General features: G+C 39.6%; 23 protein-coding genes. 3 read left to right on the top strand and 20 right to left on the bottom strand.

What is annotated here, in order from left to right; all coding sequences use genetic code 11:
- Window positions 1–25: 25 nt before the first annotated feature.
- From CWC30_RS07985 to CWC30_RS07890, 20 genes are all read right to left on the bottom strand, one after another.
- The gene (locus CWC30_RS07985; RefSeq protein ID WP_138626816.1) at window positions 26–436 is read right to left on the bottom strand and encodes a flagellar protein FlaG; all 411 of its coding nucleotides are present in this window, start codon (window positions 434–436) and stop codon (window positions 26–28) included.
- 137 nt (window positions 437–573) lie between these two features.
- Window positions 574–2,091 (bottom strand): flagellin, encoded by a 1,518-nt coding sequence (locus CWC30_RS19060; RefSeq protein WP_138626815.1) that lies wholly within the window; start codon window positions 2,089–2,091, stop codon window positions 574–576.
- A gap of 538 nt (window positions 2,092–2,629) precedes the next feature.
- Entirely contained in the window at window positions 2,630–4,138 is a 1,509-nt protein-coding gene (locus CWC30_RS07975; protein WP_138626814.1) for a flagellin, read from the bottom strand.
- A gap of 230 nt (window positions 4,139–4,368) precedes the next feature.
- On the bottom strand, window positions 4,369–5,622 hold the full coding sequence (flgL, locus tag CWC30_RS07970; RefSeq protein WP_138626813.1) for a flagellar hook-associated protein FlgL: 1,254 nt from the start codon (window positions 5,620–5,622) through the stop codon (window positions 4,369–4,371).
- 2 nt (window positions 5,623–5,624) lie between these two features.
- Window positions 5,625–7,622: a flagellar hook-associated protein FlgK gene (gene flgK, locus CWC30_RS07965; RefSeq protein WP_138626812.1), complete on the bottom strand. Its 1,998-nt coding sequence runs from the start codon at window positions 7,620–7,622 to the stop codon at window positions 5,625–5,627.
- A gap of 1 nt (window position 7,623) precedes the next feature.
- Window positions 7,624–8,616 carry a flagellar assembly peptidoglycan hydrolase FlgJ gene (gene flgJ, locus CWC30_RS07960; protein WP_138626811.1) on the bottom strand — a complete coding sequence of 331 codons (993 nt, stop codon included), beginning with the start codon at window positions 8,614–8,616 and terminating at the stop codon, window positions 7,624–7,626.
- Window positions 8,617–8,705: 89 nt separating this feature from the next.
- Entirely contained in the window at window positions 8,706–9,830 is a 1,125-nt protein-coding gene (locus CWC30_RS07955) for a polysaccharide pyruvyl transferase family protein (protein ID WP_138626810.1), read from the bottom strand.
- Window positions 9,827–10,948 (bottom strand): UDP-N-acetylglucosamine 2-epimerase, encoded by a 1,122-nt coding sequence (gene neuC, locus CWC30_RS07950; RefSeq protein WP_138626809.1) that lies wholly within the window; start codon window positions 10,946–10,948, stop codon window positions 9,827–9,829. The genes CWC30_RS07955 and neuC overlap by 4 nt, the downstream gene beginning before the upstream one ends.
- A 1-nt stretch (window position 10,949) precedes the next feature.
- On the bottom strand, window positions 10,950–11,993 hold the full coding sequence (locus CWC30_RS07945) for an N-acetylneuraminate synthase family protein (protein WP_138626808.1): 1,044 nt from the start codon (window positions 11,991–11,993) through the stop codon (window positions 10,950–10,952).
- A complete protein-coding gene (locus CWC30_RS07940) occupies window positions 11,987–12,673 on the bottom strand; it encodes an acylneuraminate cytidylyltransferase family protein (protein ID WP_138626807.1) in 687 nt (228 codons plus the stop codon). Before CWC30_RS07940 ends, CWC30_RS07945 begins: the two co-directional genes overlap by 7 nt.
- Window positions 12,674–12,733: 60 nt before the next feature.
- Window positions 12,734–13,828: a flagellar basal body P-ring protein FlgI gene (locus tag CWC30_RS07935; protein ID WP_138626806.1), complete on the bottom strand. Its 1,095-nt coding sequence runs from the start codon at window positions 13,826–13,828 to the stop codon at window positions 12,734–12,736.
- Between the two features lie 12 nt (window positions 13,829–13,840).
- The gene (gene flgH, locus CWC30_RS07930; protein WP_138626805.1) at window positions 13,841–14,524 is read right to left on the bottom strand and encodes a flagellar basal body L-ring protein FlgH; all 684 of its coding nucleotides are present in this window, start codon (window positions 14,522–14,524) and stop codon (window positions 13,841–13,843) included.
- Window positions 14,525–14,538: 14 nt separating this feature from the next.
- Window positions 14,539–15,327 carry a flagellar basal-body rod protein FlgG gene (gene flgG / locus CWC30_RS07925; RefSeq protein WP_010387879.1) on the bottom strand — a complete coding sequence of 263 codons (789 nt, stop codon included), beginning with the start codon at window positions 15,325–15,327 and terminating at the stop codon, window positions 14,539–14,541.
- A 21-nt stretch (window positions 15,328–15,348) separates the two neighbouring features.
- On the bottom strand, window positions 15,349–16,092 hold the full coding sequence (locus CWC30_RS07920) for a flagellar basal body rod protein FlgF (protein ID WP_076920629.1): 744 nt from the start codon (window positions 16,090–16,092) through the stop codon (window positions 15,349–15,351).
- A gap of 133 nt (window positions 16,093–16,225) precedes the next feature.
- Complete coding sequence (gene flgE, locus CWC30_RS07915) at window positions 16,226–17,611, bottom strand: flagellar hook protein FlgE (RefSeq protein WP_033104114.1); 1,386 nt, start codon at window positions 17,609–17,611, stop codon at window positions 16,226–16,228.
- Window positions 17,612–17,669: 58 nt separating this feature from the next.
- Entirely contained in the window at window positions 17,670–18,347 is a 678-nt protein-coding gene (locus CWC30_RS07910) for a flagellar hook assembly protein FlgD (protein WP_024602009.1), read from the bottom strand.
- Between the two features lie 13 nt (window positions 18,348–18,360).
- Window positions 18,361–18,792 carry a flagellar basal body rod protein FlgC gene (gene flgC, locus CWC30_RS07905; RefSeq protein WP_013465593.1) on the bottom strand — a complete coding sequence of 144 codons (432 nt, stop codon included), beginning with the start codon at window positions 18,790–18,792 and terminating at the stop codon, window positions 18,361–18,363.
- A gap of 2 nt (window positions 18,793–18,794) precedes the next feature.
- A complete protein-coding gene (gene flgB / locus CWC30_RS07900) occupies window positions 18,795–19,205 on the bottom strand; it encodes a flagellar basal body rod protein FlgB (protein WP_013465594.1) in 411 nt (136 codons plus the stop codon).
- Window positions 19,206–19,333: 128 nt separating this feature from the next.
- Window positions 19,334–20,164, bottom strand: a complete 831-nt coding sequence (locus CWC30_RS07895; protein WP_138626804.1) for a CheR family methyltransferase — start codon at window positions 20,162–20,164, stop codon at window positions 19,334–19,336.
- A 20-nt stretch (window positions 20,165–20,184) separates the two neighbouring features.
- Entirely contained in the window at window positions 20,185–21,117 is a 933-nt protein-coding gene (locus CWC30_RS07890) for a chemotaxis protein (RefSeq protein WP_036981697.1), read from the bottom strand.
- 137 nt (window positions 21,118–21,254) lie between these two features.
- Between CWC30_RS07890 and flgA the strand changes: the two genes are divergently transcribed.
- The 3 genes from flgA to flgN all read left to right on the top strand — a co-directional run bounded on the left by flgA (window position 21,255) and on the right by flgN (window position 22,782).
- Complete coding sequence (gene flgA / locus CWC30_RS07885; protein ID WP_171034697.1) at window positions 21,255–21,962, top strand: flagellar basal body P-ring formation chaperone FlgA; 708 nt, start codon at window positions 21,255–21,257, stop codon at window positions 21,960–21,962.
- A gap of 75 nt (window positions 21,963–22,037) precedes the next feature.
- Complete coding sequence (gene flgM / locus CWC30_RS07880; protein ID WP_138626803.1) at window positions 22,038–22,358, top strand: flagellar biosynthesis anti-sigma factor FlgM; 321 nt, start codon at window positions 22,038–22,040, stop codon at window positions 22,356–22,358.
- Complete coding sequence (flgN, locus tag CWC30_RS07875) at window positions 22,351–22,782, top strand: flagellar export chaperone FlgN (protein ID WP_138626802.1); 432 nt, start codon at window positions 22,351–22,353, stop codon at window positions 22,780–22,782. The genes flgM and flgN overlap by 8 nt, the downstream gene beginning before the upstream one ends.
- Window positions 22,783–22,875: the final 93 nt, after the last annotated feature.

Below are 22,875 nucleotides of genomic sequence, written 5' to 3'. Positions count from 1 at the left end.
ACCCTCATACTTTTATATACTCAAACTACACTGATTGATCGATTAACATACCTGCCGTTTCAGACAGTTTCGCCACTAAGCTTAATACTTCTTCAGATGGGTATTGTTTGATCACATCGCCACTTGATTTATCAATTACTTTTATCACATCACGGCCTGACTCTTCATCTACTTTAAATTGCAGACTACGGTTCATTTCTCCCATAAAATCCTGCAATTGCTGCGCCACTTTTTCAAGCTGGTCATGATCAAGCTGCTTCTCAGTTTGTTGATGCTGTTCATTACTTGCAAAATCTGACGCTTGCTTTTGAGTATTGCCGTCCGTTTGATTTGGCTCTGCTGTCGCATTAGCAGTAAGTTGTGGGCTAGCTTCAACCTTGCTATCTACTTTTTGCACAGCGAGAGCGAAATCAGGGCTTTGGTTTATTGCACTCATAACGCCTCCTTTTTTTATTTGTACCTTTGAGGTAAAAAACGCAAAAAGGAGGTTAGCTAAGCCATCCCCCTTTTTAATTTTTATGCAACTAATGCTGACTTAACCATTAGCTTAGCTAATCATTTACTTTTTTGCTATTAGCCAATTAAGCTAAGTGCTGCTTGTGGTAACTGATTCGCTTGCGACAAGATTGATGTACCCGCTTGTTGCAATATTTGGTTTTTAGTCATTTGCGCGGTTTCTGTAGCAAAGTCAGTATCTTGAATACGGCTACGTGAAGCAGATACGTTCTCAGAGATATTTGCAAGGTTGCTGATTGTATGACCAAACCTGTTTTGTACCGCACCTAAATTTGCTCGCTGAGAGTCAATATTAGCAATTGCATTATCGATGATAGCTAGCGCATCTTGCGAGCCTCTTTGGTCTGTAATATCAACTGAGGCGACATTTTCAAGAGTACTTACATTTTCATTAGTATCTGCGGCAATAGTTGCATCATCACTTGTAACTGTAAATACTTCAGCTGAATTTAACTGTACCGTACCAGCAACTATTACACCATCACCAGCTGCTAGAGTTTGCGCAGTATCACTATCTTCACCATCATATGTTTGCCCTGTAACACTTATACCAACAGTCGTTGCAGTTGATCCTGTAGCACTTTCAGCTAAGCTAGTTAACTCTAAATCTTCACCTGTATTATTTGAAATGGTTAAGTCACCATTTTCAATTGATGCTGTTACACCATGTTCATCCGTTTTAGCATTAATGGCTTCAGCCATAGCTTGTTGATCACTTTCAACATTTCCTGTACCAACATAAGATACTGTTATTTCATCACCATCATCTAAGCCTGCTCCATCAAGCTTAAAACTAATTGTTTCACCTACATCACCTGCTGTTGTTACTTCAATCTTAGCTTCAGAACGAGCTTGTGCAGAAACGCCTGTAGTCCCAGTATAACTATTTATTGAACCAGCAATTTCAGATGCAGTTGCTTCAGCCCCTATTGTAACCGTTGCTTCTTCCCTGCCTTTGATTGTGTAATCACCTCCAGCAACACCATTATCTATAGCACCTGTACTATCTGCTGCAGATGCTTCACCAAGTCCAGCAGTATCACCCTGTAAATTAACTTGATTAGTGCCTATTTTATTTGCCGCTACACTTGATAATGACACATTAATAGTTTCGTTTGAATTAGCACCCACTTGGAATGATTTAGAACCAAAGCTACCATCAAGCAATTGTTGACCACCAAATGAAGTTGTTTCTGCAATACGCGTTAATTCAACTTGTAGTGCTGACACTTCTTTTTGTAGTGCTTCACGATCTTCTGTTGAGTTCGACCCATTTGCTGATTGCAGTGCAAGCTCACGCATACGTTGCAAAATACTTGTCGACTCGTTCATCGCGCCTTCTGCGGTTTGTGCCATTGAAATACCATCGTTGGCATTACGCTGCGCTACCGCTAAACCATTTACCTGTGAGGTTAAGCGATTTGAAATTTGTAGACCAGCTGAGTCATCTTTTGCGCTATTAATACGCATACCTGAAGCCAAGCGCTCCATTGATGTCGCTAAGCCTTGGCCTGATTTTGAAAGATTACGCTGAGCGTTTAATGAAGATACATTTGTATTTACTGTTAAAGCCATGATAAAACTCCTGATTACTTACGTAATGTTGCTGTTTTGATTTAACCAAGAACTGTCACAATTGTATGTTCAAGCTCTGTACTGGTTAAGTTAACGGCGGCAGTTAAATTATCTTTAGCTTTTTTTTAAAAAAAGTGTGTTTAATTGAAGATGATAAATTTAATCATCTGATTTTAATTACTTTTTACTTTAAATTTATTTTATGATTTTTGGCTAAAACCTTATTCTACAGTGATAAACACAGCGTTGTAGGCGAAATTTTACATCGCACTTTTCATTAAACACCCCATACTTATTTCTGCTTTTTTATTTTAGTTTTCTCTGTGGAATTCTGTGCAGCTCGGTGGTGAATTTATTTAGTCATTAATTACCACAAAGATATAAGAGGCGCTGGGCGCTTCCTGAGAAATAAAAACTTTAATCGAAGTATAGTAGTGCCAGGTAAATTGCCGCCAACATGGTTTATTGTTACGTAGTAAAAAAGCGCACCCCGTGCGCTTTTCGTATACTTTTTAATTGTGCAAGAGCAACGCTTTAATTAACCACCTAATAAACTAATTGCGGCTTGTGGTATTTGATTCGCTTGCGACAAGATAGATGTACCCGCTTGTTGCAGTATTTGATTTTTCGTCATTGCTGCAGTTTCACTTGCAAAGTCAGTATCTTGAATACGACTTCGTGATGCAGACACATTTTCAGATATGTTTGCCAAGTTACTAATAGTATGGCTAAAGCGGTTCTGAACAGCACCTAAGCCTGCACGCTGAGCATCAATATTGGCAATGGCGTTATCAATAATCGAGAGCGCATCCTGCGAACCTTTTTGACTGGTAACACTAATATCAGCCACATTATCAAGCGAACTTGTTACCGGAGTAGTTACATCATCTAACTGTGTATTAGCTGCTGTGGTAGTAAAGGTCTCTGATGAATTTAACTGAATTGCACCAGTGATTCTAGCTGAATCTGTACCTGCCGTTGTTAAGGTTACAGCTGCGCCATCAGAGCCATCTTCAAAACCTTGAGGGGTAATATCAAGCGAAGAGCCAGCGCCGCCTGTAAAACCTGTCACTTCTATATCTTTACCATTATTGTTCGATACAGAAAGCACGCCATTTTCAAGTGTTGCTGTTACACCGTGCTCATCAGTCGCTTTATTAATTGCTTCAGCCATGGCTTGTTCATCACCTGCTGCAGTGCCTGTAGCAACAAAAGACACTTTCTCTCCGTTCAGTTCAAAACTGATAGGGTCACCCTTAGGGGTTTGTGTACCTGCAACATCAAGTTTTGCTTCTGTTTTAGCTTGAGCTGTTACACCGGTAGAGCTTTTGACACTGTTTATTGCCGCAGCAGCTTGCTCAGCACTAGAACCATCAACAATATCTACTGTGGAATCATCCCTGCCAGATATTTCCAAATCCCCATATGTTGTTGCACTTGTTGCTAATGTGCCTGTAGTGCTTGTAGCTGTAACTTGACCAAAACCATCACCAGTACCGCCTGATGTAGTCGCTCCTTGCAAATCAACACGGTTTGAACCTATCTTTTCTGCTGCAACACTTGACAAAGAAACATTAATCGTTTCATTCGCATTCGCTCCAACCTGGAATGCTTTACTGCCATAGCTTCCATCCAGAAGCTGTTGACCACCGAAAGAAGTTGTATCGGCTATACGAGTCAATTCAACTTGAAGTGCAGATACTTCTTTTTGCAGTGCTTCACGATCTTCTGCTGAGTTTGAACCATTAGCAGCTTGAAGTGCAAGCTCACGCATACGCTGAAGAATACTGGTCGACTCTTGCATCGCACCTTCCGCGGTTTGCGCCATCGAAATACCATCATTCGCATTACGCTGCGCGACTGATAAGCCATTTATCTGCGAGGTTAAACGGTTTGAAATTTGTAGACCTGCCGCATCATCTTTTGCGCTATTGATACGCATTCCTGATGCCAAGCGTTCCATCGAAGTAGCTAGCCCTTCGCCTGACTTATTAAGGTTTCGCTGTGCGTTAAGTGACGACACATTAGTATTGACTGTTAATGCCATTTTACCATCTCCTAGTTTTAACTGGGTGTGGTTCAATGAATTATAGGAACCACGCGCTCGACGGTTAAAATAAAGCAGTTACTGTGCCAACTTTAATAAATAAATTAACCACATGTTTTAAATGATTTTTTTATTTTAATAAGTAACTAATAAGTAATAAAAAACCAGTGGCAATAAATTGTCACTGGTTTTAAATGAAAGAAGGCAATTTATTACCTATGGCTTTATAGTTACAAGTAATCAAATAGCGATAACTTTGCCAAGCGGCCAAAAGTTGCCTGCGAGGCCTGCAAAGATGTTTCTTGTTTAGTTAAGTCGCTAATGGCTTGTGCCATATCAACTTCAACAATATCCTTTTTATTCGCTTTATTATTAATATCTAATGCCATGTTTGAATCTGTTACTCTTTCTACCACAATCATACGTGCGCCAAGGCCTGCTTGGGTAAATACAACCTGCTCACTTGCACGTTGTAATTGTACTAGGCTATCTGCCAACGCGTCATGTAATGCATCACCATTAAGACCACTGTTTAAATCTGTAATAAGGTTTTGCATCGTATTGAGGACATTTTCTTTACCGGGTTTTTCTAAAGTAAAGTCAAAGGTACCTGGTGCAGCACCTGCTAACTTAAACTCCATACCGGCAAACTCTATAGGTTCATCGGTATACTCACCTGTTACCGCAGGGTTTAAAGGTGTGCCATCCGCATGCGTAATAGTATAAGTATCAGGGTCACCTGGGTTAACTCCCGCTAATACTTCGACTTGATAAGAATTATCTGCCACCGTTGCTGTTGGGCTAAGATCGTAATTGGCTTGATGGAATTTATCAAAATCCGCTTGATTTTTAACATACACAGTACCGCTTGTAATGCCGCCCGCAGGTGTCCCTGAGTTTGATGCTACATTTAGCCTTGCATCGACTTTTTCAAAGGTAGTAAAGCCATTATCACTTGATTTAACATCAACGCCTTTAGCGATAGTCACACTATGCTGGCCCTGATCGCCTTGGTATTCATATTTACCAGAGCCACTATTAAAACTATACGTTTGCGTACTATCTTGATAACCGGAAAATATATATTTACCATCTTCTGATTGGCTATTCATTAAACTAACAAGTGACTTTTGTAATTCTGCTAGTTCACTGGCTTTGGCTTTTAAATCGTCATTGCTCATTGCTCCATTACCTGCGCTAATAGCTAAATCTCGCGCAGCCTGTATGGTCGTATTAATGCTTTGTAGAATACTTTCTTCTGTTTCTAAACGGCCATTTAGTTGATTAATATTTTTTGTATATTGCTCGTTGGTTTGTATTTTATTAGTGAATAAGGCTGCTTGCGAGTATGCTGATGGGCTTTCGGCAGTTGATAAATACTTTTTGCCGGTTGTAACTCGCTCTTGCGCATTGGCAACTCCTTGCTGACCGTCAAGCATTTTATTAACACTGTTTTGATATAGTAAATTATTAGATAAACGCATAATTACCTCGCAGCATTAAGTAAAGTGTCAAAAATAGCGCGAGCAGTAGACAATACTTGCGCTGATGCGGCATACGATTGTTGAAAACGCAGTAAATTAGCGGCTTCTTCGTCAAGATTTACCCCAGATAAGGATTCATACCACGCTTCTGACTGCTCAGCTAGCGCTGTAAACGCTGCACCACTGGTTTGCGCTTGATGAGTCACTACACCGATATCTGATACTAAGCCAGTATAAGATTGATTAAATGTTTGGTGATTGTTACCTGGCGAACCTTCTACATTTCGTCTCACGATGTTTGAGTTTTGAATGTCAGCTAAAAGCTGCCCATTACGGTTATCGTCGAAACCACTTTCGTTTGCCTCCACAGTGAATGTGTCACCTAACGCCGGTGTGCCTTCAATATCAAAGTCAAAACCGTAATTTTCAAAACCACCGCCTGCCGTTGCGAGCACGTTATTTAATGGCGGTGTACCATTAAATGTTGTGCTGTTCACCCCATCAGACACAGTGTACTCGTCTGGTTCCGCTGTTTTAGAAATCGTAATGCTTCCATTAGGCAGGCTTAGTGGCGAACCAAAGTTGCTTGCATCTGATACAGTTCCCGCTGTAATAGCTGCATCACTGGTATTAGCTATATCATTCGCTGTACGAATAGGAGATGCTAAAGCTAAATCTTCTGGCCTATTTGTGGCAAGTTCTAAATTGGTGGACGCTTGCGAATTTAATTTAACCATAAACTGGTCTCCAGTATTCGCCGTGCCTGATACTGTGAGCTCCAAACCGAATGATTCACCACCTGAAGGCGTAATTGTTGACGAGTCAATGACTCCAGCAACTACATCCGCAGTTGAGGCAGTGCCAATGGGCTTCCCTTTATTATCAATAGCCTGAATTTCTACCGTAGTTGGGCTTGTGTAAGTTACAACAAAATCGCTGGCTGGCAATTCACTGCCTTTTCCGGGCTCCAGTGTTGCCGTCATCGCTGAGTTGCCTGTATTAGCTTGATAAGCAAATGCAGGTGTATCTGGGATCGTAAATATATCACCACCTATTTCACCGTTCGCGTCCATCCCTAAGCGGTTTTGTTGATTAAATGCATCAGCAAGCGCTAAGCCCATTTGCCCTATTTGACTTTGCGCGGGTACTAAAATGTCATCACGAAACGCCAGCAAACCACCTATTTTGCCTTTTAATTTACTCGTATCCACCTCAAGCGGCACGGCTTTGCCGCCATTCACATCAAGGTGTAACTCTTTAAAATTAGGATCTGGGTCACCTGTTAATGAAAATAAATTAAATGTGCCATTCTCCATCACCAGTGCTTCACCCGTCCCCATATAAATTTGTTTTGAACCATTTGGGCCATCAAGGGTTTCAATATCAATTAGGGCTGATAAATCTCGAATAGCTTTATCTCTTTCATTATATAAACTACTTGATCCAGACTCTTGGGATGTGCCATCCACTGCGGCTATTTTATTATTTAAAGTACTAATGTTTTGAATCAGGTTATTTGCTTCATCAGAGAAAATCTCTAGTTGTTCATTCACCACACTTTGTTGATCTATAACAATCCCCGATAAACGATCCATTTGCTCAATTAAACTTTGAGCATCTGTCATCACTAATGAACGTGCAACAGATGAAGACGGTTGATTTAAACTTTCTTGAATATTGTTAAAAAAGGAATTAACACTGGTCGACAAACTGTTTGATTCTTCTGAAAATAAGGTATCGACCCGACTCGCTTCAGTAACAAATTGATCAAAAAAGGTTTTATTTGAGGTATCGCGGTTAAGTTGTTTTTGCGCAAACTCATTTAATAAGCGATAGGTATCTCCACGACCCACTTGATTGTCGATCATGGTCATGTGCTCTGTACGTTCGCGTACATACCCCACCGTATTCACATTAGCAATGTTCTTACTGGTGGTTTGCAGTAACTCAGAGCTAGCACGAACTCCTGAGCTTGCTATGTCAAATATGTTAAACGACATGTTAATTTACTCCTTGGCGAACCAATGATGTCGCCAATGTTTTAAGCTCTGTGTGGTTTAACACCTGCTTAATTTTGTCAGCGTAATTGGGATCTGTGGCATAACCAGCTTTTTGAAGTGAATCTAAAAAGGCAGCTGGTTTTGCGGTATTTTGTAATGCTTCTTGGTAGCGAGGGTTCTGCGTTAAAAAATCCACAAAATCATTCACGCTATCTTTTATTGAGTCATACGCTCTAAAGCTTGCTTGCTTTTTAACTGCAGCGCCTTGCTCAAACTCTAAAGTGATCTTACTGGCTTTTTCGCCCTGCCAACTTTTATCTGACTTAATATTGAATAAATTGTTTGAGCTATTGCCATCACCTTTACTAATAATATGTTTACCCCAGCCAGTTTCTAATGCTGCTTGTGCGACCATAACCGCCGGATTTAAACCAATTTTTTTAGCCGCTATTTTTGCGTGTTCCCACACTGCGCTTACAAATTCCTCAGCATTTTCAAATGTGCCAGACGCTGTGTTTTGTTCGCTTTTTTCAGTTGAATCAACGAGCGGCACTTTTTCAGTGACCTTTTGGTTTTCTTGATGAGGTAAGGTGCTACCCGCACGTTGGTCACTAAAGAAATCTGACGTTGTACGAAGAACAGAGCCTGGCATAAAGTTTTTTCCATCTGGCGATAGTTGCTGCACAATTAAATCTGCAAGACCTAAAGAGCCATTTGATGAAAGCTCTGTAGCCATCTGTTGGTCGTGCATTTCTTCAAAAAACTTCACGCCACTTGCATTAAATGGGCTTTCTTTGTCTTCAAAAGCCTCATTGGCTTTACGCATGCTTTTAAGCAACATCTGCGTAAAAATAGATTCAAATTGTGCCGCTGCTTTTTTTAATGCTTCTTTTGATGCTTCTGGCGAGGCATCACTTTTTAAGGCATCTTGGCGTAAAGTATTAAGATTACCTAAATCAAAGAAGTTTTGTTTATCGAGATGATTAGTATCCATCAGCAATTTGACACAAGAATTAACGATATTCTAATAAAGCAATTTTCGAGCCAGCATCAAGATTCAAAGGTAGATAAACTATAAATTATTTAATTAATATTCACTAAATTGCTAAATAATTTTCTGTAATAGGAAAGGGTCATTTTTTTTAAACTTTCTAGTTGAGCTTTATCTATGAGAACCGATTCTAAATCTAAAGATAGTATTTTCTGAGCAAACCCTGGCTCGATAAAAAAGTAAGAATCTGATAATGAAAGTTGTTCATGGATAAATTGTATTCGTTTCAGCGGAGAGAGTCCAACAGTCGCTACATCGGAAACCATTGAGCAAACATTACAGTGGTATCTTGAGCCAATTACGAATGAGCTATTAGCATATAAACCAAAAATTAAGTCAGCTCCTCTATCGCCCTGATAATATGGAGCAATAACCAAATTCTCCCTCTTAACATTTTCACTTAAATAAGGCATGAATTCAGAAATAGCTATAACGTCACTATGAATATGCGCAACAAATACAATTTTGTAACCTAAATCCAAAGCTAATGATTCAACTAATGTGGCAAGCTCTTCATGATACCAATCTTTCGAAGTGATTTTTCGTCCATCGTTATACATCTCAAGCTGATCATTGGTTATATTTATACAAACATAATCGCCATCTATTGAAATTTGGTTTAAATAACTAGGTTGATAAAAGAAAGCGTGATCTAACAGCATAGGAACTAAAGATATGTCTATTAGTGGAAAATCTCTTCGAAGTGAGTCGTGCGATCCATCGTTTCGTAGTGCAACGGTTATATTATTCTTATTTAAAATAAACTTAAAGAATAGCTCAAACTTTCGATAATTTTCTTTTGGTACTTTTTTAGATGGGCTGCACCCAATACTAGTAAATAAAATATGAGCTTCTATTTTATCTAATAACTCCAATTCAATATTAAAAGTTGTCCCTGTTGCACTACCTTCCACCCAATAATCAAGAAATCCACCACCACCAACTACAACAAGATCAAACTTATTAGCAAAATGGACGAACTCAAGATCAAAGTTCAACTTATCCTTCTCGGTATAATTATTATAAGATTTTCTTATTTCAAGCTGAGTAACAGAATATTCAAGATCAAGCTCACCTAGTAAACTATAAAACCCTTGATGGCTAGCGTTGTCACCAACATTGCCTATAAATGAAGCTATATGTAATACTTTTATCATACTATTGGTATAAATGCTTTTTGCTTAGTAGTCTGCCAAATAGATTTTTTAGTTAAAACTTTATAGAAAAGCTCATCACTGTTTCCATTTCCAAACTCTTCTGTAGGTTTCAAACTCTGATCAGTAATTGAGTTTATAGCTTCCAAAATACTATGTTTATCATCTTCGCAATTAATTATTGAAGGCGCACTAGCTCGATTTTCTTGCCGCTTACCTATGTTAATACTAGGCAACCCATAGAAAGGCATTTCTCTAACACCTGCACTAGAATTACCAAGAATAAATTGCGCATTTTTTAGAAGTGTTAGGAAGTGTTCAAACCTTAAACTTGGGTATACCCTGAATTTCTTGTGCGATTTCAATTTATCTAATTCTGAGATAATTACTTCAGAACCATCATCATTATTAGGGTAAATCACGATGTAATTTCTTTGACTTTCTAACATAGCGTTAATAGATTGCCTTATATTCTCTTTTAAGGAATCTAAATCTGTTGTGATAGGGTGATACATAAAAACTGCGTAATCTTCGAAATTTATATCATATCTAGCTTTTGTCCTTTCAATACTTGGAAGGTTAGAAGAAGTCATAATATCTAGATCCGGTGATCCTATAATAAATATACTATTACTCTTTTCGCCCAGCTGGATTAATCTTTTTTCTGCAATAGAGTTTGATACAAAATGTAAATGAGACATTTTGGATACAGAATGCCGGATTAGTTCATCAATTGCACCTGAAACTTCTCCCCCTTCAATGTGAGCAACTAAAATATTGTTCAATGCACCAACAATCGCGCCAGCAAGGGCTTCTACACGATCACCATGAACAACTATCATGTCTGGTTTAAGCTCTTTTGAGTAATCTGAAATTCCTTGTATTGTCTTTGCTAATATTATATCCATCGAATCTGAGGTATTTTGATTTATGTACTTATAGATCGAGCTAAAGTTGGACTTTTCAACTTCTTTAGCGGTCATACCATATTTGGAAAGCATATGCATACCTGTCACGAAAAGGTGAGCTTCAAAAGTTTCTGATTGTTCTATTTTACAAATTAAACTTTTTAGTTTTCCGAAATCAGCTCTAGTTCCAGTCAAAAATAAAATTTTCTTCATCTTATTCTAAATACTCTCTTTTTAACTGAATATTTGCGTCAACATCTTGGTTCACTTCTTTCCCTAATAGGTTTGCATAATCACTAGCTAGAAAGTCACCAGTGCCTGGCCTTTTGACCCATAAATTATTCGCAGTCAGTTTTTCACCTTTTTTAATAGGCGCAACTGTAACAACGCTAGCATAAGCAAAATCAATTGTAACTTGCTCTTCTAAAGAAGCTTTTTTTTGTCCCCCCCTCATCATAGCCATTCGCTTAGATTGCCCAATTAAATCTTTACATTCTTTTTCATCCATCGAGCAACAAATATCAGGGCCTTCTCGGAATTTAGTATCGGTATAATGTCGTTCCAAAATGGATGCTCCAGCCGCTACAGCTCCTAGACAAGCTAAATTATCAATACTGTGATCAGATAAGCCTATAACTACGTCAGGGAATGCTTCTTGAAGCTGCTGCATAGCACCAAGTCGGATCAAGTTATCTGGTGTAGGGTAAAGGTTTGTTGTATGAAGTAACGAAAATGGAGTTTTGTAACTTTTAAATATACTTACTGCTTTTTTTATTGAAGCAATATCATTCATTCCGGTACTAATTATTACAGGCTTACCAAAGCTAGCGATTAACTCTAACAAAGGGTAATTATTACACTCCCCGGATCCTACTTTATATGCGCAAACATTCATTCTTTCTAAACGAAGAGCTGCAGCCCTTGAAAAAGGGGTGCTCAAAAATATAGCTCCATTTTCTTCAACATAATTTTTTAAAGCTATTTCATCCTTCTCACTTAATGCACATCGAGACATAATATCGTATATAGAAATGTCAGCATTGCCAGGTATAACACTCTTTGCCTCTATACTCATTTCATCATCCACTATATGTGTTTGGTGCTTAATTACTTTTGCACCCGCACGGATTGCTGAATCTACGATTTTAAATGCTTCACGAAGTGAACCGCCATGATTAATCCCTATTTCAGCAATAATCAAAGGATCGTAGTCTAAACCTGTCTTTATATTAAGTAACTCAAATACTGGGTTTAACATTCTCTCTCCTCTAACCTTCTTTCTATCTGCTTTAAATCATTATAGGTATCTAAATCAATTGAATCACTCTGACTCATGATGTAGGGAAAAACCATTCTCTTAGGAAGCTTTCTTTCTCGGGCAAACTCCTTACTGGAAAATATATATATAGCACCATTAGGTTGATAAGCTAAAGGTAAATCTTGGCGTCTTTCATAAGGTGCTTGGCTATTGTACAACCCAGTTAATTGTCCATTTCCATTTAATATATATGCTTTAGCTGGCGATTGAGATGGTTCAAATACACTTACAACCATTCTAGCATCATTTTTAATATATTCTTCATATGCAGAGTCGATATCTCGCGCTACTCTTAGAGGTGATGTAGGTTGCAGTAATGCAACTGTCTCGACAGGCACTCTATTAGTAGCGAAATACTGATAAGCATGCCAAATAACCTCTTCGCTACTTGCTTCATCAGAGGCCAAATGAAGCGGTCTATCAATAATTTCTACGTTGTAGTTACTGCAAAGCTTCTTTATTTCATCATCTTCAGTAGAAACATATACTCGGTCTATTGAACTTGATTGCAATGCTGCCTCAATTGTCCAACTTATCACTGGTTTATTATTTAAAAGTAGAGTATTTTTCTTAGGTAGGCCTTTTGAACCACCACGAGCAGTTATTAATGCTATAAACATATTAAAACCATTTTATACGGAACCATGAGACACACCAAAATTATTCAATTTAAAAATCCTCTATATAATAACAAGTTGCCCGTTTATGGCTCCCGCCTCTTTCAACGCTTCAAGAATCGCCATTAAATCACCAGGAGCAGCGCCAACTTCATTAATTGCGCGAACTAAATCATCAAGACTCACACCAGGATCAAATACAAAAGCGCGTGAATCATCTTGATTAACATCAATAATACTTTGCTGTGTAACAACGGTTTCGCCTTCTGCTAACGGGTTTGGCTGCGCCACATTTTGTTGCTCAGCAATCGTGACTGTTAAACCACCATGGGTAATTGCCGCAGGTTGTAATTTTACATTTTTGCCTATAACGATGGTGCCGGTACGCGAATTAACAATTATTTTTGCCGAAGTATCCGCAGGCTTAAATTCTAAGTTTTCAAGGGTCGATAAATACGATACGCGCTGCGAGGCATCTCGTGGCGCAACAACCCGAATAGAGGCGGCATCGAGTGCTTGTGCGCTATTTGGGCCGATTAAATCATTAATGGTTTTCTCTAAACGTTTTGCGGTTGTAAAGTCCGGACGGTTTAAATTAAAGGTAATATAGTCGTTTTGCATAAATGGGCTTTTAACGGCACGTTCAACGGTTGCACCGTTTGGCACACGCCCTACGGTTGGCGTATTAATCACGACTCGGCTACCATCTAGGCCTTCAGCACCTAAGCCACCAACAATTAAGCTCCCTTGTGCAATAGCATATACATTGCCATCAACCCCTTTTAAAAATGTTTGTAATAACGTACCGCCACGTAAGCTTCCCGCACTACCAATTGATGACACAGTAATATCTATAGTTTGCCCTGGCTTTCTAAATGGGGGGAGTTCTGCATGAACCGCGACTGCTGCAACATTTTTAATTTTTGGCTTTAAACTCGCAGGTAGTGTAATACCAAAACTATTAAGCATGCCTTTAAAACTTTGCTCGGTAAAACGGCTTTGCTCTCCGGTACCTGGTAAACCAACAACCAATCCATAGCCCACTAATTGGTTTGAGCGCACCCCTTCGACCATAGACACATCTTTAATTCGCTCAGCACTGGCAGTAAATTGCCAGCCTAGTAGCACCATAAAACAAAAAACTTTAAAACCATTCATGTTGAATGTCCTCTAAAAGGGAAACAATGAGCTACTAAAGAAACGCGTTAACCAACCCGGGCTTTGTGCCTCTTGAGTTTGACCCTTACCTGAATACTGAATACGCGCATTCGCAATTCGATTAGACTCAACGGTATTATCAGCATTAACATCTTGTGGACGCACTAACCCCTCTAAGCGAATAAATTCTTCACCGGTATTTAGCGTTAGCCATTTTTCACCACGAATCACTAAATTACCATTTGGTAATACTCGCATCACGTTAACCGAAATATCGCCAACTAGGCTGTTTGATTGATTTGATTTTGAGTCACCTTTAAACGACGCATCACTACCAACCCCAAATTGAATACTATCGCCACCAATATTAACCGGTAAACCACCTAAGCCAATAACAGGGTCGAGGCTGGCATCGGTTTCTTTATCTGTTTCTGTTTTAGCCGCTTTTGTGGCTTGGGTCGACTCTTGTAATTTAACCGTAATGATATCGCCTGTTCTAAGTGCTTTTTTATCGGCATATAGGTCATTCGATAATTGTGTACTGAACAAAGAGCCGGTTGCTACTACTGGCTCCATATTAGGCTCTGGATACATAGGTGCATAATAGGGATCGTCCTGTACTACTTCATTATTTTGTGTAGATACACAACCGCTTAACAGTAAAGTCCCTACTGCAAATAACATAATATTACGCATACAATCCCCCAAAACTATAATTGTTGATTGATGTAGCTCATCATTTCATCAACCGCTGAAATTACCTTTGAGTTCATTTCGTAAACTCGCTGAGTTTCAATCAAATTAACCAACTCTTCGGTCACATTTACATTTGATGTTTCAAGTGAACCTTGAATAATTGTACCTAGGCCCTCAACCCCCGGATTACCTTGAACAGGCGCACCACTTACCGCAGTTTCGGTATAAAGGTTTTGCCCTATAGGCTCAAGGCCCGACGGATTAATAAAATCACTAATCGTGATCTGACCAATAACCACGTTTTCGGCCTGACCTTTAACGCGAACTGACACTTCACCGTCTTGAGATACGGTGATCGACTGTGCATCGTCAGGTACATTCATTTCAGGCTGAACAACATAACCAGCACCCGAGGTTACAACACGCCCATCACCGTCGGTGGTAAACTGGCCGTTACGCGAATAAGCAATATTGCCATCCGGTTGCAATACTTCAAAAAAGCCAGGACCTGAAATCATCCAATCTAATGAATTTTCAGTGGTGAGCATATTACCTTGCGAAAAGTTTTTTTGGTTAGCCACCACCTTAGTACCCGCACCAAGCATTAAACCTGACGGCATTTCGGTATCTTGCGATGAGCGACCGCCTGGTTGATTAATATTTTGGTAGAGTAAGTCTTCAAAAATAGCGCGGCTTTTTTTGTAACCCACTGTACTGGCGTTCGCTAAGTTATTTGATATAACCGATATATCAGTTTGTTGAGCGTCAAGCCCTGTTTTACTTATCCATAATGCTGGATTCATAATAATATCCTCACGTTAAAGTTAAACGATGCGCATCAGCTGTTCTTGACGTTCGTCAATCTCTTCAGCTGTTTTCATCAGTTTTACTTGTAATTCAAATTGGCGTTGGTGACTGATCATATCGACCATTTCATGCACAGGATTTACATTCGATTTTTCTAATGTGCCACCTAATACTTGTACATTGGCCGATGTTTCAACTATTTGGCCTGGTTTAGCTCTAAATAAGCCATCGTTACCCTTTTCGAGCGTGGCGTTGTTTGCATCAACCACTTTTAGCCGATCAACTTCTTCTAAAAAGTTAGCCGGTGCACCTTGAGGGCGAACTTGAATAGTGCCATCTTTGCTAAATTCAATTTTTTCAATCGGTACCGGTAATATGACGGGCCCACCTTCGCCAATAACTTGACGACCGTCGCTGGTAGTTAACATACCTTCAGCCGTTATATTTAACGAACCCACTTTTGTGTAGGCTTCATTACCAGAGGCATCCTGAACACTCAGCCATGCGTTATCACTCATAGCAATATCAAGGCTGCGACCTGTTTCAACAACACCGCCCGATGCCATGTTTGATCCTGGGCGCTCCTGCATAGCAAAAACACGAGTCGGCAAACCTTCACCGAAAGCCTGCATTGATCGTGCTTGCGCAAAATCAGATTTAAACCCAGTGGTATTCGCATTTGCCAAATTATTGGCTTTAAGAGCAAGCCCTTGCATGCTTTGTTTAGCGCCAGATGCGGCTATGTAGACCATTTTATCCATAACATCGACTCATTAAGAAATCTATATATGGGTAAATGCAATATAAGTGCCAAATTAAATTAAAGCATGAATAAGATTTTAAGAGAGGAATAAAAAAGGCTGCACGTAGCAGCCTAAATAAATCAAAATATGATTATCTGATCTGAAGGATGTTCTGTTGAATAGTTGAGTTAACCTCAAGCGCACGAGAGTTTGCTTGGAAGTTACGCTGCGCACTAATCAAATCAACCAGCTCATTGGTTAAGTTTACGTTAGACTGCTCAAGAGCTGACGAATTAATGTTGCCTAGTGTGCCTGAACCTGGCTCACCCGCAATTGGTTCCCCCGAGGTCAAACTTTTTTTCCATGAAGTGTCACCTACTTGCTGTAGACCTTGCGAGTTTGAAAAGCGTACCATGGCAACTTGTCCCAAAAATGTTGAATCGCCGTTACTATAAGACGCCACTACTTTGCCGTCGGTGCCAATATCAATACCCGCTAAACGTCCTACTGTCGCACCATCTTGTTCAAGTGCTTTTACTTCAAAGCGACTTGCATACTGTGTTGGTACTTTATTGGCGGTTCCAGCCTGATCTCGCCAATTTATATCTATGTTAGCAGGAAAACTAGCTCCATTTGTTAACATATCAGATAACCCTGGTGTCCCTCCTCCACCGGCTACAATAGATAACGGATTAAATGTGTTACCTACATTAGGTGTTGTTGTGCCATTTACAGTTGTGGTCGAGGGTAAACCGCTCGAATCAAATTTAAACGTACTAATAGGCTCAAACGGAAGAGCTGCTGTTCCATCCTGTTCAACGCCATCACTACCAAAAGATTTGCCATCAAGCGTAGCATGTACATCCCATTGGTTTTCATCACCAGGGACTGATGGATCGTTCTTCACAAAGAAAAACTGAAGCACGTGAGGTTCACCCAAAGAATCATAAACAGTTGTTGATGTTGATGAATTGTATGTTGCGCTTTCAGTAGGATTAAAAGGAAGCGTTGGCGCATCTGCACGGGAGTCTAAATTAAATGAACTGTACACACTAGAGGTAGCACGTGGAGACCCGGACGAGTCTGGTATTTGTAGTGCTGAAGAGGTACTTAAGCTTACGGATGTTGTATCACCAGTTGCTTCGTCAACGGGGAACCCTTGTAAAAAATTACCCTTTGCATCAACAACAAAATTGTCTTTGTTTAATTTAAATGCCCCGGAGCGTGTGTAAGTAAAATCTTGAGCGCCTAAATCTTGACTCATGGCAAAATAACCCTCACCCGTAATCGCTAAATCAAGTGAGTTATTAGTAAACTGCAACGAGCCTTGGTGAAACTGCTGGGCAACCATAGTGGTTTGTACACCATCACCATTTTTCGTTTTACCGGCGCTAAATACTGATGATGCGTATACATCAGCAAACTCGGCGCGAGACTCTTTAAAGCCCGTGGTATTTACGTTGGCAATGTTATTGGCGGTAACATCTAAATCTTTTTGTGCGGCAGCAAGGCCTGTTAATGCAATATTGAAGCTCATAATTAACCTCTAACCTAAAAATATTTAGCCTGATGGCTAAAAAAATACATAAAATCTATTACGCGATTTCTGCGACATCAGTCAGCCTAACCGCACCTTCTTTAGTATTAATAATAATGCCGCTTGAGCCGTTAATATTAACACTTTCAATATTTTTGAATGTAGCTAATGGGAGGCTTGAAAATTCCCCATTTGTACTACCCTCTGCTTTGATGTTGTATTCACCAGGTGGAAGTCGTTCACCCGCTTCATTTTTACCATCCCATGCAAAACGGATGGCTCCTGCAGGCTGAGTGCCTAAATCTATAGTTTTAACCAACTGCCCGGATGCATCTTCAATGCGAATCATTAAACTATCGACTGGCTTTTCAGCTACAACAGAACCTCTTGATTCACCCGACTCATTAAGCTCCAGTGTATCCGACTCCAACAAAGCTTGTTTGCCTACCAGTGTTGATGCTTGCAATGCTGAATTTGATGTCATCGACGCAGCTAAAGACTCAAAGTTAGAGTTTAAATTTGAGATCCCTTCAGCCATAGTAAAGTTTGTCATTTGTGCAATCATCTGATCGTTATCAGCTGGTTTGCTGGGATCTTGATATGACAACTGCTGTGTTAACAACGAAAAGAAATCTTCTTGGGTTAACGCATCACTCTCTTCTTTTTTTGGCACTTGCTTATCTTGCCAACGTAAAGAGTCCATGTAGGATGAAGAAGTACTAATATCGTTACTCATGAGCTACCCTCAGTTACCGCTGACCTAACAGCAGTGTTTTACTTAACATTTGCTTAGCTGCATCAGCAACTTGAACATTTGTCTGATAAGAGCGAGAAGCAGAAATCATATTTGCCATCTCCTCAACAACATTCACGTTGGGTTTGTAAATATATCCATTTTCATCCGCACTCGGGTGATTTGGGTTATATTCGATTTGTAGTGGTTTATTACTTTCAACCACTCCTAACACTTTTACACCAACGGCAGAGCCCTGTGGGTTGCTTGCTGACGCTGACGCTTTTGTTAGCTCCGCAGCAAATACAGGTTGTCGCGCTCGGTACGTCTCATTTTGTGAAGAGCTAATTGTATTGGCATTAGAGATATTACTTGCCGTGGTATTTAATCGCACGTTTTGCGCGCTCATACCCGAACCTGCAATATCAAACACATTATATAAACTCATAATTAGGCTCCTTGACTACCGAGGGCTTTTTTCAGGCCTTTAAATTTACCATTAAGAAACTGGACACTGGCCTGATACTCCATAGCATTCTGTGTATACAAGTTCCGTTCCACTTGTATATCAACAGAGTTGCCATCACCTGTATCTGTTTGATTTGGCGTACGAAATAGTTCATTACTACCTACACTACGGGTACCACCGGCAATGTGTTTTTCATTGGTTCTTACCATGGTATTGCCGCTTAGTTGGTTGGACTTTGCCGTTTTTAATGCTGAGGCAAAGTCGATATCTTTTGCTTTATAGCCGGGCGTATCAGCATTTGCGATATTAGTAGCGAGCATTTCTGCTCTTTGCGAACGGATCAACATCGCATGCGGATGCACGCCTAATGCTTTATCAAAACTGATAGCCATAACTACCTCCAAAAAATTGACTCAGTACCGATAAGCAATAAATGAGCCAGCAGTGAAAATAGTGATAATAAAAACAAAAAACGACGCAATGGGCGTCGTTTAGTGGAGGGATAATATATTTATGAAGGTCATTTTTTTTGGTAAATGATACCAGGGTTACAACGCACCATATCAAAGTCAGTACTTAAACCAGACATAGACTCCGACGCACCTAAAAATAAGTACCCCTTAGGGTTAAGTGCTTGAGAGAATTTTGCAATTATTTTGGCTTTCACCTCAGGTGAAAAGTAAATTAAAACATTACGGCAAAATATAATATCGAACTTACCCATTAAGGCGTACGAATCGAGCAAATTTAAATGCCTAAAGCTCACTTGCTTTTTCAATGAATCAACCACTTGTGCCATGCCATTGCCGCTGTCTTTAAAAAACTTTTTACGGCGCTGTGCAGAGAGTCCGCGAGACAATGCCAATGCGTCATATTCAGCATGTTTACATATATCAAGCATGGTATTTGATATATCTGTACCAATTATTTGTGCACCCATTTTTAAAACACCAGGGCTGCTGGATTGAAACTCAGCAACCGACATCGCTATTGAGTAGGGTTCTTGTCCTGATGAGCTCGCCGCAGACCATATTTTTAATGGCCTATTTAACGTTTTAAACTCAGGGAATAATCTGGTTTTAAGTAACTCAAACGGATACTGATCTCTAAACCACAATGTCTCATTGGTTGTCATGGCATCAACAACGGCTGCGCGCAGCTGGCGCTCATGTACACCTAGCGTTTTACTTACCAGTTCAGATAACGAATCAACATTAAATCGAGACATTAATGGTGCCAAACGACTCTTTACTAAATACTGCTTATTTTCACCTAAAACAATACCGCACTGTTGTTCTAAAAATAAGCGAAATTGATCGTATTCATTTTGCTGTAAATCTTTATTAGTCAAATCAATAACACCTATGTTTATTAATCACGATGAACCCATTTATTAACGGCTGTTGCAAGCTCGTCTGGGTTAAATTTTGCAATAAAATCATCTGCTCCTACTTTTTCAATCATCGCTTGATTAAAAACACCACTCAATGATGTGTGTAAAATCACATGTAGTGGCGCGAGCTTAGGATTAGCTTTGATTTCTGCAGTCAGCGTATAACCATCCATTTCTGGCATTTCTACATCAGAAATCAGTAGCCCTACTCGCTCTGTAATATCATTTACGCAATCGAGCTCTGCAATTTCTTTTAATCTTATTAAAGCTTCTTTACCATTTTTAGCCAACTCAGTTGTTACACCTAATGGTTCCAATGCTCGTTTTACTTGATTTCGCGCAACAGCCGAATCATCAGCAATAAATACTATTCTCTCGCCTAAATCTTTTTGTATAGTGCCTTGCGAGGCAACATCATCACTTACCGTAGTATTAACTGGGCAAATTTCGTTTAAGATTTTTTCTACGTCGAGTATTTCTACCAACTCATTTTCAATTTCAGTGACGGCTGTTAAATAAGAATAACGCCCTGCTCCTGATGGCGGTGGCATTATTTTTTCCCAGTTCATATTAACAATTCGCTCAACACCACCAACTAAAAAACCCTGCACTGTGCGGTTATATTCTGCAATAATAATAAAACTGTCTTCAATGTTTTTAATGGGCCGCCCGCCTACAGCCATCGATAAATCAATCACTGAAATAGTTTGGCCTCGAATGTGTGCTACACCACGAATGTAAGCATTAGATTTTGGCATGCTGGTTAATGGAGGGCATTGAAGAACTTCTCTTACTTTGAACACATTAATGCCAAAGCGCTGACGCCCATTAAGCTTAAATAACAATAACTCCAAGCGGTTTTGCCCAACCAACTGTGTACGTTGGTTTACTGAGTCTAAAATGCCGGCCATTTAATCTCCTAAGAAAACAAATATAAGGAACGATAATTGCTTTCAATTAATAAAGCGTCATAACACAACGGGGGCGTCTAAATTCTGACGCAAAATATTTATACCCTGTTTGCAACCATAAGCATAGTCGAAACATTATGAGTTTGTTAAAAAAAACCAGAAGATACAGTGTTTTTTATTTTCTAGCTAGCCTCTGCTTCACTTTACCACTAAAGGCTCAAGTATTTAGTAAAGAATCGCTACAAGAAATGGCTGTTTCTTATGTTGCTCAAAAAGCAGTAGCTACAAATGATAACAAAATACTGTTCAGTGCATTACCGTTAGATAGCCGCATACCTGATCGCCATTGTAACTCAGAACTAGCGCTAGCAACCCCAAGTGAGCCCCCATTTAATCGTCAGGTCACCATTCAGATAAAATGCAACGATAATGAGAACTGGGCACAATACGTGCACGTTAGAATCACTGAGTCAGCACCGGTTGTAGTTGCAACTACTAACTTAGCACGAGGTGAAGTGATTACTCCATCCCATTTAAGTATTGATATGCGCCCTGTGCACTTTATACGTGTTCAGTATCTTGATGACCCTGCACTACTTATTGGTAGCCGCAGCAAACGTAATATTCGTGAAGGTATGCCAGTACTGCTTAATCAAATTTGTATGGTTTGCAAAGGTGATTCTGTTACAATTTATGCTAATATCAAAGGGTTAAGAGTAAAAACGACGGGTATTGCATTAGAGGATGGCACCTTGGGCGAGCAAGTACGAGTAGAAAACAAAAAGACAGGTAAAGTTTTAAATGCGCGTGTAGATGGTGTAGAGTCTGTGCAAGTAAATATTTAATATAAATTTATGCTAAAGTATCTTTAATAAATGCCGATACAAAGGCATCAGTTGGGCAATATACGGATTTTTATTATGGTCGGTCAAGTAAATAAATCAAATCAACAACCGAGTGTTTTAACAAACACTCAACAGCAAAAAGTTGATTTAAAAAGAGATAATGCAAATACACAGGCGGCACAAACGCCTTCACCTAAAGCTACCAGCGATTCGGTGAGCTTAACACCGCAAGCTAAGCAATTAAAATCGTTACAAGAGAAAGCGCAGCAGTCTTCTGGTTTTGATAGCAACAAAGTTGCTGAGCTTAAAAAAGCGATTACTGAAGGTAATTATCAAATCGACAGTGAGAAGCTTGCCAAAAACTTAGCAGACTTTGAGTTTAACGTTTATGGCTGATCACAATAGTTTAATTACAATTAAACTAAATGAGCAAATTACTTGCTTAACAAAACTGAGCGAGCTTCTTACTCAAGAGCTTAATGCTATTGCCTCACGTAGAGGCGAAGGCTTAAAAGAAATTGCCCAACAAAAAATGTCTTTTTTAACCAGTATAAGCACCCTTGATAAAGAACTCAGCAAACTAATTGCCAGTAATGATCAGCAAACAGATGAAAACGCTGACTTAATAAAGCTAACTCGAGAAAAGCTTGAGCAGTGTCAAAAACAAAATGAAGTTAACGCTCACGCAGCGCACCAGGCACAGTTAAGTGTTAAGCAACTGAAAGGTATTTTAATTGGTGCACCTTCGTCTATGACCTACGATCAAGCTGGTAGCGTAGTAAATACCGATAACAGCATTGTGCGAAACCTAAAAGCGTGACTACTCACCGCCTTATCAGGCGATGCTTCTTATTTCGTTAGCCGTTGCTCGGTAGTATCGAGACTTACGCAGCTTCCATAAGCAGAGACGACT

The organism is Pseudoalteromonas sp. S4741, from assembly GCF_005886135.1.
In the GTDB taxonomy this organism is placed as follows: Bacteria; Pseudomonadota; Gammaproteobacteria; order Enterobacterales; family Alteromonadaceae; genus Pseudoalteromonas; species Pseudoalteromonas tetraodonis.
The sequence above is the reverse complement of the archived record's forward strand: the minus strand, read 5'-3'. Positions and strand labels throughout refer to the sequence as shown.